Genomic DNA, 12,307 nt, shown 5'->3' with positions numbered 1-12,307 from the left:
AAGGCCAGTCACCTGACGCCCTCACGCGCCGCGCCATGACCTCTTTTCTGACCCTCACCCCCAACCCCGCGCTAGACATTGCCACCAGCACCGAGCAGGTGCTGCCCACCCACAAGCTGCGGTGCGGTGCGGTGCTGCGCTATCCGGGCGGGGGCGGCATCAATGTGGCCCGGGTGCTGCACCGCCTGGGCGCTGCGGTAGAGGCACGGGCCCTGGTGGGCGGCCCTGCAGGCGCGCAACTGCAAGCACTGCTGCAGCAAGAAGGGGTGGCATGCCAGATGCACGCCATCGCTGGCGATACCCGTGAAAACATGTCGGTGCTGGAGACCCGCACTGGCCAGGAGTTTCGGTTCGTGCTGCCAGGCCCCACGGTGGACTCCACACAATCCCAAGCCCTGCTAGAGGCCCTGCTGCCAACCGCAGAGCCGGGTTCGCTACTCGCCCGGTGGATCATCGCCAGCGGCAGCCTGCCGCCCGGAATGCCGCACGACTTTTATGCGCAACTGGCCCGCGCAGCCCAACAGCAAGGAACACCGTTTGCGCTCGACACCTCGGGCGCCGCGCTGGCGGCAGCGCTGGAAGTGGGGGTAGCGCTCGTCAAGCCCAGCCTGCGCGAGTTGCGCGACTTGCTGCAACGGCCGCTGAACACCGTGCAGGAATGCGGTGACGCCGCCTTCACCCTGGTGCAGCAAGGCGCTGCCAGCACGGTGGCCGTTTCCATGGGTGAGCAAGGCGCGGTGCTGGCCCACCGCGACGGCGTATGGCACGCACCAGCGCTTGAGGTGCCGGCCACCACCGGCACCACCGGGGCGGGCGATTGCTTTTTGGCAGCGCTGGTCTGGGCGCTGGACCGTGGCGACACGCCGCCCGAGGCCCTGCGCTGGGGCGTGGCTGCCGGGGCAGCCGCCTTGCTGTCGCCCGGCACCGCGCTGGCCCAGGCCGCAGACATCCACCGCCTGCACGCCCAGGTGCCCGTGCCGCAGGTGATCACTGTGGCCCGCTGAACCGCCACACCGAGCGCATCGGGGCGTGGGACAATAGCGCCCTTTTTTCTTGGCACGGGCCCGTTCGGCCCTCAAGCCCATGACCGATCTTTCGCTCTCCGCCCCTGGCGCACCCCTGGCACCACACGCCTACACCCTCAGCGACTTCGACTTCTCGCTGCCCCCCGAACTCATTGCACAGCACCCCGCCCCCGAGCGCAGCGCATCGCGCCTGCTCGACGGCCGCGCCATGGCGCCCGCAGACCGCATCTTCCGTGAACTGCCCGGCCTGCTGCGCGAGGGCGATCTGCTCGTCTTCAACGACACCCGCGTCGTCAAGGCCCGCATCTTTGGCGAGAAGGCCAGTGGCGGCAAGCTGGAATTGCTGATCGAACGCGTCCTGCCCGCCGAGGCTGGAAGCACGGGCAATGAAGTGGTAGCCCACATGAAGGTCAGCAAAAAGCCCCTGCCCGGCAGCACCGTGCACATGGCCGGCGGCCGCCACGCGGGCGGCTTTGATGCCAGGCTGCTGGGCCGCTGGCCCACCGAAGACGGCCCGCTGTTCCGCTTTGCCTTGCAAGGCCCCGCAGGCGAGACGCCGTGGGAGTTGATGGACCGCCACGGCCACCTGCCGCTGCCGCCCTACATCGAACGCCAGCAAAACACCGAGCACGACCCTGACGAGGCAGAAGACAGCCAGCGCTACCAAACCGTGTTTGCCCGCAACCCCGGCGCCGTTGCGGCGCCCACCGCTGCGCTGCACTTTGACGAAGGCGTGCTGACCGAGCTGCAGTCGCGCGGCATCGAGCGCGCCAGCGTCACCCTGCACGTGGGCGCAGGCACCTTCCAACCGGTCAAAACGGAAAACCTGGCCGAACACCAGATGCACAGCGAGTGGTACGAAGTGCCCCTGGCCACCCTGGCCGCCCTGGAACGCTGCCGCCAACGCGGTGGCCGCGTGGTGGCCGTGGGCACCACCACCGTGCGCACGCTGGAATCGTGGGCCCAAAGCGGCAAGACCACGGGTGACACCAACATCTTCATCACCCCAGGGTTCACCTTCAAGGTGGTGGACGTGCTGATCACCAACTTCCACCTGCCCAAAAGCACCTTGATGATGCTGGTGAGCGCTTTTGCCGGCTACGCCCACATCATGGGCCTGTACCGCCACGCCATTGCCCAGCGCTACCGCTTTTTCAGCTATGGGGATGCGATGCTGCTGGAACGCGCCAAGGCCGCGAACTGATCCAACGACCTGTCACCGCCACGCCGAGCAAATCGTCACACCTGTTTAGGATTGGATGTCATCAAGAGGGGCAAGGCACGACACACCGGGCCTACACTCGCCGCGACTGACCAGCACACATTGGAGCTGGCACACGTTGCAAGACCTCCCCTCATGAGAAAAACCCTCTCCCTCCACCCCGTGGCGCTTTCCTGTGTTCTGCTGCTCGGGGGCTGCGCCGCCAACCCGACTGACAAGAACACCAAGGCAGCCGCAGGCACAGCGCATGGGGCGCCACAGTCTTCCGATACAGCATCGGAGGTGGGCCGTGCCATCACGCCTCCGCTGTCAGACCTGAATCTGGTGAAGGCAAACATTCCGCCGCAGCTGGCGGCAGCCCGCCAAGCCCCTTACGCCCTGCCGACCGACCGCAGCTGCCAAGCGCTGGCAGAGCAGGTGCGGTCACTGGATGCGGTGCTGGGGGCCGATCTGGACACCCCTTCCACCTCAACCAACCCCAGTCTGATTGAGCGGGGTGCGGGCGCAGCGAAGAAGGGAGCCATCGGCGCCGTGAGAGGCGCAGCAGAAGACGTTGTGCCCATGCGCAGCTGGGTGCGCAAGCTGACGGGCGCCGAGAAGTACAGCCGCGAGGTGGAAGCCTCCATCACAGCGGGCACCATCCGGCGCAGCTACCTCAAGGGGCTGGGGCAGGCTGCGGGCTGCGAGTCGCCTGCGGCGCCCTTGGCACCCAAGGCCGAGGAATAAGCCCCCCTCCAGCGCGGCGAAGGTGTGGGGCAGCGCCTCAGCCCTGGTTCCGCTCCCGGAACGCGCGCGCATGGCCGAAATGGCCATTGCCAATGAAGGGCACGGGTGGCCGCAAGGCCGACAGAGGCGAGGGGTGGTTGGATGTGAGCACGAGGTGCCCCCGGTCTTGCGGGATGAAGGCGCGTTTGGACTGTGCGTGCGAGCCCCACAGCATGAAAACCACCGGGCGATCCCCTTCAGCCACATGGCGGATGACGGCATCGGTCAGCAGCTCCCAGCCCTTGCCGGCGTGGCTGGCAGCTTGCCCCTCTTCCACGGTGAGGCAGGTGTTGAGCAGCAGCACCCCGTTTTGCGCCCACTTCACGAGGCTGCCACCAGGATTGGGAAAGGGTGGAAACGGCACGCCCAGGTCGCGCTGCATTTCCTTGAAGATGTTTTGCAGCGAGGGCGGCAGGCGCACGCCGGGCGCCACCGAAAAGGCCAGCCCTTCGGCCTGCCCACGCCCGTGATAGGGGTCTTGCCCCAGGATGACCACGCGCACGGCATCGGGCGGGGTCAGTTCCAGCGCGCGCAGCGGGCGGGGTGGGAAGATGCTGGCGTCTGCATCCATGCGGCTTTGCAAGAAAGCCAGCAGCTTTTGCCCCACCGGTCCACCAAAAAACTCATCCACCAACGGCTGCCAGCCAGGGGCCACAGGCCAATCGGCAGGGTTGGCAGAGGTGAGCTGAGTGGGGGCTTCGTTGGCAGGGGCAAGCAAGTCGGTCATGGCAAAGCAGCAAGAATGTGCGCGGGGCTAGAGTATCGGGCGAAACGCCCCTCACGCCTGCTGTGGCTTGCCAGTGCAGCTGGCAGCCATCAAAAGCTATTATTTTGATAGCTGCTTGCGCTTATCCATCAAGCGCTAGAGCCTTATTTCATCTAAAAATTCAGCCTGCTCGGTGTCTCTGCGCTACATCTGCAAAAGCCTCGTGCGTGCTCAGGAACACCTGGCCCTGCATGCGCCGACCGAAGTCAGTATGCTTGAGCCGGTCCATCACCGGGCCTTTGACCTCGGCCAGCAAAAAGCGAATGCCGCGCTCGCGCAAACTGCGTTCCAGATCACCCAGCACCCCGAGGGCGGTGGCGTCGATCTGGTTGACGGCGGAGCACACCAGCAGCACATGGCGCGCGGCGGGGTTGGCGTGGAGCAGCGCCTCAATGCGGTCTTGCAGCACGCTGGCGTTGGCGAAATACAGGCTTTCGTCCACCCGCACCGCGACCAAGCCGGGCTCGGTAACGACTTGGTGCCGGTCTACGTTGCGGAAGTGCTCGGTACCCGGCACCCGGCCCACGACGGCCATGTGGGGGTGGCTGCTGCGCCACACCAAGGTGCCCAGCGACAACGCCACCCCCAGCAGAATGCCTGCCTCGACACCCAGCGCCATCACCCCCAACGCGGTGGCGATCAGCGACAGCGCATCGGCCTTATCGTAGTGCCAGGCCTCGCGCAAGGTGTCCCAATCGATGAGGCCAGTCACCGCCACGATGATGGTGGCCGCCAGCACGGCCTGCGGCAGTGCATGGAACCAGCCGGTGAAGAAAGCCACCACCAGCGCCATCAGCGCGGCGGAGATGACGCCTGCCAGCGGTGTGTTGGCACCGGCAGCAAAATTGACGACCGAGCGGGCAAACCCACCGGTGACCGGAAAGCCCCCCGACACGGCGCTGGCCAGGTTGGCAGCGCCCAAGCCCAGCAGTTCGCGGTTGGGTTCAATGCGTTGCTGCCGCTTGAGCGCCAGCGACTGGGCCACCGACACGCTCTCGACAAAGCCCACCAGTGAAATCAGCAGCGCAGGCAACCACAGCGCCTGCACAGAGCCCCAATCCCAGGCGGGCAGACCCAGCGCGGGCAAGCCCTGCGGCACGGTGCCCACCACGGGCACACCGTGGCTGCGGTCCAGCCCCCACAGGCTGACGACGGCCGTGGAAACAACCACCACCAGCATTGGCGCCAGCTTGGCAGCCATGTCGGCCGCTTTGGCGGGCAAACCTGTGCGCACCAGCAACTTGGCCAGATATTTGCGGGCGAACCACAGGAACAGCACGCTGGCGCCCCCCAGCGCCAGTACGGCGGGCTTGGTTTGGGGCAAGGCGTGGGCCAGGCTGGAGAGGGTCTGAAAGACGTTCTCGCCTTGCACCTTCACGCCCAGCAGGTGCTTGAGCTGGCCCACGGCAATCAGTACCGCAGAGCCGGTGATGAAGCCGCTGATGACCGGGTGGCTCAAGAAATGCGCCAGAAACCCCAGGCGCAACAGGCCAAAGGCCAGCAACATCACCCCGGAGAGCAGCGACAGCAACACGGCCAACTGCACATACTGCACCGAGCCTGCCGCAGCCAGCGGCTGCAAGGCGCTCGCTGTCATCAGCGAAGCCACGGCCACGGGCCCCACAGCCAGCGTCATGCTGGAGCCCAGCAGCGCATAAGCCACGATGGGCAGCAGGCTGGCGTACAACCCCACTTCGGCCGGCAGCCCCGCCAGCAGCGCATAGGCCAGGCTTTGCGGGATCAGCATCACCGTGACGATCAGGCCCGCCACCGCATCCCCGGCCAGCCAGGAGGCCCGGTAGTTGCGCAGCCAGTCGGGAATGGGGTTCATGGCGGGCCTTCCTTGCCGTTACAACTCAAGGCGATGAGTCAAGCTCAGGCTTTCGTGGAGCGGCGCGATTCCAGCCATTCAAAAATGGCCATGCCTGCCACCATCGCAATGACGAACACGATGGCCTTGGGCTGGCCAGCGCCCGCCGACACGATGGCGGGCCCAGGGCAGAAACCGGCCACACCCCAGCCTGCGCCAAACATCAAACTGCCAATGACCAGGCGCTTGTCGATGTGGCGTGCTGTAGGCAACTGCATGGCACCACCCAAAAAAGCGGTGGTGCGCTTGCGGGCCACAAAAAAGGCGCCAATGCCGACCAGGATGGCCCCGCCCATCACAAAGGCGAGCGACGGGTCCCAATTCCCGGCCAGATCCAGAAAGCCCTGGACTTTGGCCGGATCGGTCATGCCAGCCACGATGAGACCGATGCCAAACAACAGGCCAACAACAAATTCCATCAAACGGTGTGCCATGGTGTGCTCCTCAACTTGAAAACGGGCGGCTTACGCGAAGACGTGGCGCAGCAAAAAGACAGTGATGAAACCCGCCGCCATGAACGACAGCGTGGCCACCAGCGAGCGGGGCGACATGCGCGAGAGGCCGCACACACCATGGCCGCTGGTGCAGCCCGAGCCGTAGCGGGTGCCAATGCCCACCAGCAAGCCCGCGACGATCACCATGGCCCAGCTAGCGTCGATGGTCGCGACCATCGGGCCGATGAAGGCCACATACAGGCTGGGCGCCACCAGCATGCCCAGCAGGAACGACAGACGCCAGACGATGTCGCGCGTCTTGGGCCGCAGCAGCCCGCCCACAATGCCGCTGATGCCCAGCACCCGCCCGTTGAACAGGATGAACAGGGCCGAGGCCAGGCCCAGCACGATGCCGCCGGCCAGCGACATCCAGGGGGTGAAGTGGTTCCAGTCAATCGTCATGTCTCTGTACTCCTTGATTTCACAAAATGGCTTGAACAGTTCCACGATCACTGCCCGAATGTCCAAGGCACCATCGCTGCGTTCGCATGGCTGGAAATTGTATATGATTTAATATATTATTCAACCACATTCTGTTTTTTTATAAAACATAGGGAGTTGCCATGCAAGCTCAAGTGAAAGCCTTCTTTGACCCGGCCACCTGGACCGTGTCCTATGTGGTGTTCGATGCGCCTGGCGGCCATTGCGCGCTGGTGGATTCGGTACTGGACTACGACCCCAAGTCCGGCCGCACCCGCCCGGATTCAGCCGATCAGCTGATCGCTTTCGTGCGCGAGCAGAACCTGACGGTGGACTGGATTCTGGAAACCCATGCCCATGCCGACCACCTCTCGGCGGCGCCGTACCTGCGCAAGCACCTGGGCGGCAAGATTGCCATCGGCGGCAAGATCACCCAGGTGCAGAACGTGTTCAAGGGCATCTTCCATCTGGAGCCTGAATTCGCCACCAACGGCAGCCAGTTCGACCACCTGTTTGAAGACGGTGACACCTTTGCGATTGGCGCCCTGCAGGCGCAGGCGCTGTCGGTGCCCGGCCACACCCCCGCCTGCATGGCCTACCAGGTGGGTGATGCGGTGTTCGTGGGCGATACGCTCTTCATGCCCGATGTGGGCACTGCGCGCTGCGACTTCCCCGGCGGCAACGCCCATACGCTGTACCAGTCGGTTCGCAAGTTGCTGAGCCTGCCACCCGAGACACGTCTGTTCATGTGCCACGACTACCCACCCGAGGGCCGGGCAGCCCAATGGGAATGCACCGTGGCGGACCAGCGCGCGCGCAACATCCATGTGCACGACGGCGTGAGCGAAGCAGAGTTCGTGGCCATGCGCACTAAGCGTGATGCAGGCCTGGCCATGCCGGTGCTGATCCTGCCTTCTGTGCAGGTCAACATCCGCGCGGGCGAGCTGCCCCCCCCCGAGGCCAATGGCGTCAGCTACCTCAAGATCCCGCTGAACGCGCTGTGATACCTCCCAGGGGCTTCAAAAAAAAACGCATCCCGCCCCAGATCACTGTGCGGGATGTGCACGGCAGCACGCTGCACGGCGGCCAAGCCACAGGACTGCAAGCCTGAATTGGAGGGCCAGCAATTGGACGCGGAGGGCTGACACCGAAGCGCAGCGCCAAATGCCATCAAGCCCTCCCGCGCAGCGCGGAAATGCGGAGCGCTTGTGCCCCGCCCGTCCAACCCTCAGGCGAACAGCTTGGCGAGCGCCAGCCCTGGGTCGTCGGCCCGCATGAAGGCTTCACCCACCAGGAAGGCATGCACGCCCGCATCGCGCATAGTCTTCACATCGGCGGGCTTGAGGATGCCGGACTCGGTCACCAGCAGGCGATCAGAAGGCACATCCTTGAGCATGCCCAAGGTCGTATCGAGCGTAACCTCGAACGTCCGCAGGTTGCGGTTGTTGATGCCCACCAGCGGGGTCTTGAGCTTGAGGGCGCGCTCCAGCTCGGGGCGGTCGTGCACTTCTACCAGCACCGCCATGTCCAGGCTGCGGGCGATGGCTTCAAAGTCGGCCATCTGCGCGTCATCCAGACACGCGGCGATCAGCAGAATGGCATCGGCCCCCATGGCCCGCGATTCATAGATCTGGTACGCATCCACCATGAAATCCTTGCGCAGCACGGGCAGCAAGGTGCTGGCGCGGGCCTGCTTCAGGTAGTCGGGCTGGCCCTGGAAGAACTGCCGATCGGTCAGCACCGACAGGCAAGCCGCACTCACCTTGCCGTCGCCTTCCATGTAGCTCTGGGCAATGTCGGCAGGCTCGAAGTCGGCGCGCAGCACGCCCTTGCTGGGGCTGGCCTTCTTGACCTCGGCAATCACCGCCGCCTGACCCTTGGCGATCTTGGCGCGCAGCGCGCCTTCAAAGTCGCGGGTGAGCACACGGCTCTCGGCATCGGCGCGCATGGCGGGCAGCGGCAGGCGCTTTTTGGCGGCGGCCACTTCTTCGTGCTTGACGGCGACGATTTTGTTGAGGATGTCACTCATGGTTTGCAGCCTTCTTGTCGGGCTCCTCAGAGCCCTGTTTCAGTATGTTGGTGAACACGCGGTGCATCACCACGCCCACCACGATGAACAGCGCCGATACGCCCAGGGCGATCCACAGTCCAGGGTCGCTCCACATGGCTGCCTCAGGCCGCCAGCGCGTGGGTGCGCACCACCAGCGCCTCCAGCTTGGCCTTGGCAGCGCCACTGGCAATCGCCGCGCGTGCTTTGGCGATGCCGTCCTGGATGGACGCCGCCACATTGGCCGCATAGAGCGCTGCCCCGGCGTTCAGACAAACGATGTCGTGCGCAGCGCCGGTCGTGCCACTGAGTACATCCAGCAGCATCTGGCGCGACTGCTCGGGCGTTTCCACTTTCAGCGCCCGGTTGCTCACCATGGGCAGGCCAAAGTCTTCGGGGTGGATTTCGTATTCGGTGATCTGGCCATTCTTCAGCTCGCCCACCAGCGTAGCGGCGCCCAGGCTCACTTCGTCCATGCCGTCGCGGCCGTACACAACCAGCGCGTGTTCGGCGCCCAGGCGCTGCAGCGCGCGCACCTGGATACCGACGAGGTCGGGGTGGAACACACCCATCAAGATGTTGGGCGCGCCTGCCGGGTTGGTCAGCGGCCCCAGGATGTTGAACAGCGTGCGCACGCCCAGCTCCTTGCGCACCGGCGCCACGTTTTTCATGGCGGGGTGGTGGTTGGGCGCAAACATGAAGCCAATACCCACGTCGGCAATGCACCGGGCGATCTGCTCTGGCTGCAGGTGGATGTGGATGCCCAGAGCGTCCATCACATCCGCGCTGCCGCTCTTGCTGGAAACACTGCGCCCACCGTGCTTGCTGACCTTGGCGCCCGCCGCCGCTGCCACAAACATGGAGCAGGTGGAGATGTTGAAGGTGTTGGCACCGTCACCACCCGTGCCCACGATGTCCACCATGTGGGTCGTGTCCTGAACGTGCACCTTGGTGCTGAACTCGCGCATGACCTGCGCGGCGGCGGTGATCTCGCCAATGGTTTCCTTCTTCACGCGCAGGCCGGTGATGATGGCGGCGGTCATGACCGGCGAGAGCTCGCCGTTCATGATGAGTCGCATCAGGTGCAGCATCTCGTCGTGGAAGATTTCGCGGTGTTCAATCGTGCGCTGCAGCGCTTCCTGGGGGGTGATGGGCATGGGGTACCTGCTGGGTGTGGGGTGATGACCGAAACGGTAGCGGCACTCAGGCCCGCTGCTCCAAAAAGTTCTTGAGCATGGCGTGGCCGTGCTCGGTCAAGATGCTTTCGGGGTGGAACTGCACGCCTTCAATCGGCAGCGTCTTATGGCGCACGCCCATGATTTCGCCGTCCTCCGTCCAGGCCGTCACTTCCAGCACCTCGGGGCAGGTGGCGCGCTCGATGGCCAGCGAGTGGTAGCGGTTGACCGTGAACTTTTCAGGCAACCCGGCAAACACGCCCTTCTGCGTGGTGGTGATGACGCTGGTTTTGCCATGCATCAGCTCCTGCGCGCGGATGATGTTGCCCCCAAACGCTGCGCCAATGCTCTGGTGGCCCAAGCACACACCCAGGATGGGCAGCTTGCCCGCAAAGTGCTTGATCGCAGCCACCGAGATGCCGGCCTCGGCCGGTGAGCAGGGGCCGGGCGAAATGACCAGACGATCGAGCTTGCCCGCATTCAGGCGCGCTTCGATCTCGGCCACGGTGATCTCGTCGTTGCGGAACACTTCCACCTCGGCGCCCAGTTCACCAAAGTACTGGACGATGTTGTAGGTGAAGCTGTCGTAGTTATCGACCATCAAGAGTTTCATGCGGCGCTCCCGGCAGTGGCGGGCTCGCGCAGGCGGGCGAACTCGCGGTGTTCATAAGCAATGCAGGCTTCCATGAGGCTGCGGTAGATGGCTTCCATCACATCGGCGTCGCCGCCTTCGGCCAGGGTCCGCTCGCGCACACGGTCCACGATGGCCTGGATGCGGGCTTCGTCGCGCACCTGGGCGGGGTCTTGCTTGATGCGGGCGGCCTGGGTCATGTAGCCCACGCGCTCCACCAGCAGGGGCACCAGCACGTCGTCCAGCGCGTTTACTTCACGGCGCACATCCTGCATCGTGTGGCAGTGTTTGACTTTGTCGATTGCGCGGGTCATTCGAGGCCCTCCTCCACCAGCTCGGCCGCACGCAACAGTGCGCGGGCCTTGTGTTCGGTTTCTTTCCATTCCAGCTCAGGCACAGAATCTGCCACCACGCCAGCGGCCGCCTGCACATACAGGGTGCCGTTCTTGATGATGCCGGTGCGGATGGCAATGGCCACGTCCATGTCGCCCGCATAGCTGAGATACCCGCAAGCGCCACCGTACAGGCCACGCTTGGTGGGTTCGAGCTGGTCGATGAGTTCCATGGCATGCACCTTGGGCGCGCCGGTCAGCGTGCCTGCCGGGAAGGTGGCCTTGAGCACATCCATGCTGGTCATGCCGTCATGCAGGATGCCTTCCACATTGCTCACGATGTGCATCACATGGCTGTAGCGCTCCACCGCAAAGGCCTCGGTCACTTTCACGGTGCCGGTTTTCGCGATGCGGCCGATGTCGTTGCGCGCCAGGTCGATCAGCATCACATGCTCGGCGCGCTCCTTGGGATCGTTGATGAGTTCGACCTCAGCCGCCTTGTCCTTCTCTGGGGTGGCGCCGCGTGGGCGGGTGCCCGCCAAGGGGCGGATGGTGACCTTGGTGCCGTCTTCCGTCTTTTCCTGGCGCACCAGGATCTCGGGGCTGGCGCCCACCACATGGAAGTCGCCAAAGTCGTAGAAGTACATGTAGGGCGATGGGTTCAGCGAACGCAGCGCACGGTACAGCGACAAGGGCGACTCGGTGTAGCGCTTGTGAATGCGCTGGCCGACCTGCACCTGCATGAAGTCACCGGCAGCGATCAGCTCCTTGGCCCGCTCCACAGCGGCCAGGTAATCGGCCTTGGCAAAGTCGCGCTGGGCGGGGTGGCTTTCGGTGGCCTTCACCACCGGGGCGCTCACCGAGTACTTGAGCTGCTCCTTCAAGTCCCGCAGACGCTTCTTGGCCCGGGTGTAGGCCTCAGACTGGGCGGGGTCCGCGTAGACAATGAGGTAGAGCTTGCCCGACAGGTTGTCGATGACGGCCAGCTCCTCGCACTGCAGCAGCAGGATGTCGGGGCAGCCCAGGGTGTCGGGCGGGCAGGTGGATTCGAGTTTCTTCTCGATGTAGCGCACCGCGTCATACCCGAAGTAGCCCGCCAAGCCGCCACAAAAACGCGGCAAGCCGGGGCGCAAAGCCACCTTGAAGCGCTTTTGGTACTCCGCTATGAAGTCCAGCGGATTGCCCGCAGCGGTTTCCACCACTTGGCCGTCGGTCACGACTTCGGTGCGCGCCTCGGCCCCGAAGCCACTGGCGCGCAGCAGGGTGCGCGCAGGCAGACCGATGAAGCTGTAGCGCCCAAAGCGCTCGCCGCCCACCACGGACTCCAGCAGAAAGCTGTGCTTGCCGCCGTCCTTGGTGTGCGCCAGCTTCAGGTACAGCGAGAGCGGGGTTTCCAGGTCCGCAAAGGCCTCGACCATGAGCGGAATACGGTTATAGCCTTCGCTGGCCAGGCTTTTGAATTCAAGTTCTGTGATCACGGGGAGAGCTCCCAGCTGTCGCAGCGCGCATCCCTTGGGCAGTGAAACGGGGGCGCTGCGGTCCATTCAATCGGCCTTGCCG

At 64.7% G+C, this 12,307-nt stretch carries 14 protein-coding genes; 4 read left to right on the top strand and 10 right to left on the bottom strand.

Annotation, left to right across the window (positions count from 1 at the left end):
- Positions 1 to 35 precede the first annotated feature (35 nt).
- The 3 genes from AADJ04_RS04815 to AADJ04_RS04805 all read left to right on the top strand — a co-directional run bounded on the left by AADJ04_RS04815 (position 36) and on the right by AADJ04_RS04805 (position 2,973).
- Positions 36 to 1,004 carry a 1-phosphofructokinase family hexose kinase gene (locus AADJ04_RS04815; RefSeq protein WP_341238928.1) on the top strand — a complete coding sequence of 323 codons (969 nt, stop codon included), beginning with the start codon at positions 36 to 38 and terminating at the stop codon, positions 1,002 to 1,004.
- Positions 1,005 to 1,083: 79 nt separating this feature from the next.
- Positions 1,084 to 2,229, top strand: a complete 1,146-nt coding sequence (gene queA, locus AADJ04_RS04810; protein WP_341238927.1) for a tRNA preQ1(34) S-adenosylmethionine ribosyltransferase-isomerase QueA — start codon at positions 1,084 to 1,086, stop codon at positions 2,227 to 2,229.
- Positions 2,230 to 2,382: 153 nt separating this feature from the next.
- On the top strand, positions 2,383 to 2,973 hold the full coding sequence (locus AADJ04_RS04805; protein ID WP_198847698.1) for a hypothetical protein: 591 nt from the start codon (positions 2,383 to 2,385) through the stop codon (positions 2,971 to 2,973).
- Positions 2,974 to 3,010: 37 nt separating this feature from the next.
- Here the strand turns inward: AADJ04_RS04805 and AADJ04_RS04800 are convergent, their stop codons facing one another.
- The 4 genes from AADJ04_RS04800 to AADJ04_RS04785 all read right to left on the bottom strand — a co-directional run bounded on the left by AADJ04_RS04800 (position 3,011) and on the right by AADJ04_RS04785 (position 6,544).
- Positions 3,011 to 3,739, bottom strand: a complete 729-nt coding sequence (locus tag AADJ04_RS04800) for a uracil-DNA glycosylase (RefSeq protein WP_341238926.1) — start codon at positions 3,737 to 3,739, stop codon at positions 3,011 to 3,013.
- Positions 3,740 to 3,899: 160 nt separating this feature from the next.
- Positions 3,900 to 5,609, bottom strand: coding sequence for a sulfate permease (sulP, locus tag AADJ04_RS04795; RefSeq protein ID WP_341238925.1), 1,710 nt, complete (start codon positions 5,607 to 5,609; stop codon positions 3,900 to 3,902).
- A gap of 44 nt (positions 5,610 to 5,653) precedes the next feature.
- Positions 5,654 to 6,082 carry a YeeE/YedE family protein gene (locus AADJ04_RS04790; RefSeq protein ID WP_066697276.1) on the bottom strand — a complete coding sequence of 143 codons (429 nt, stop codon included), beginning with the start codon at positions 6,080 to 6,082 and terminating at the stop codon, positions 5,654 to 5,656.
- 30 nt (positions 6,083 to 6,112) lie between these two features.
- Positions 6,113 to 6,544 (bottom strand): YeeE/YedE family protein, encoded by a 432-nt coding sequence (locus tag AADJ04_RS04785; RefSeq protein ID WP_066697289.1) that lies wholly within the window; start codon positions 6,542 to 6,544, stop codon positions 6,113 to 6,115.
- 161 nt (positions 6,545 to 6,705) lie between these two features.
- Between AADJ04_RS04785 and AADJ04_RS04780 the strand changes: the two genes are divergently transcribed.
- Positions 6,706 to 7,566 carry an MBL fold metallo-hydrolase gene (locus AADJ04_RS04780; RefSeq protein WP_341238924.1) on the top strand — a complete coding sequence of 287 codons (861 nt, stop codon included), beginning with the start codon at positions 6,706 to 6,708 and terminating at the stop codon, positions 7,564 to 7,566.
- Positions 7,567 to 7,790: 224 nt separating this feature from the next.
- Here the strand turns inward: AADJ04_RS04780 and trpC are convergent, their stop codons facing one another.
- From trpC to trpE, 6 genes are read right to left on the bottom strand one after another with little or no spacing between them, the layout of a single operon-like run.
- Positions 7,791 to 8,591 carry an indole-3-glycerol phosphate synthase TrpC gene (gene trpC / locus AADJ04_RS04775; RefSeq protein ID WP_288486739.1) on the bottom strand — a complete coding sequence of 267 codons (801 nt, stop codon included), beginning with the start codon at positions 8,589 to 8,591 and terminating at the stop codon, positions 7,791 to 7,793.
- A complete protein-coding gene (locus AADJ04_RS04770) occupies positions 8,584 to 8,727 on the bottom strand; it encodes a hypothetical protein (protein WP_167336940.1) in 144 nt (47 codons plus the stop codon). The genes trpC and AADJ04_RS04770 overlap by 8 nt, the downstream gene beginning before the upstream one ends.
- A 7-nt stretch (positions 8,728 to 8,734) precedes the next feature.
- Positions 8,735 to 9,766 (bottom strand): anthranilate phosphoribosyltransferase, encoded by a 1,032-nt coding sequence (gene trpD, locus AADJ04_RS04765; RefSeq protein ID WP_066697268.1) that lies wholly within the window; start codon positions 9,764 to 9,766, stop codon positions 8,735 to 8,737.
- Between the two features lie 46 nt (positions 9,767 to 9,812).
- On the bottom strand, positions 9,813 to 10,397 hold the full coding sequence (locus tag AADJ04_RS04760; protein ID WP_066697265.1) for an aminodeoxychorismate/anthranilate synthase component II: 585 nt from the start codon (positions 10,395 to 10,397) through the stop codon (positions 9,813 to 9,815).
- The gene (locus tag AADJ04_RS04755; protein ID WP_066697262.1) at positions 10,394 to 10,729 is read right to left on the bottom strand and encodes a chorismate mutase; all 336 of its coding nucleotides are present in this window, start codon (positions 10,727 to 10,729) and stop codon (positions 10,394 to 10,396) included. Before AADJ04_RS04755 ends, AADJ04_RS04760 begins: the two co-directional genes overlap by 4 nt.
- Entirely contained in the window at positions 10,726 to 12,225 is a 1,500-nt protein-coding gene (trpE, locus tag AADJ04_RS04750) for an anthranilate synthase component I (RefSeq protein WP_066697286.1), read from the bottom strand. The genes AADJ04_RS04755 and trpE overlap by 4 nt, the downstream gene beginning before the upstream one ends.
- Positions 12,226 to 12,307 lie beyond the last annotated feature (82 nt).

Origin of the sequence: uncultured Acidovorax sp., assembly GCF_964021665.1 — a bacterium.
Classification (GTDB): domain Bacteria; phylum Pseudomonadota; class Gammaproteobacteria; order Burkholderiales; family Burkholderiaceae_C; genus Acidovorax; species Acidovorax temperans.
This window is presented reverse-complemented; position numbering and strand designations above follow the sequence as displayed.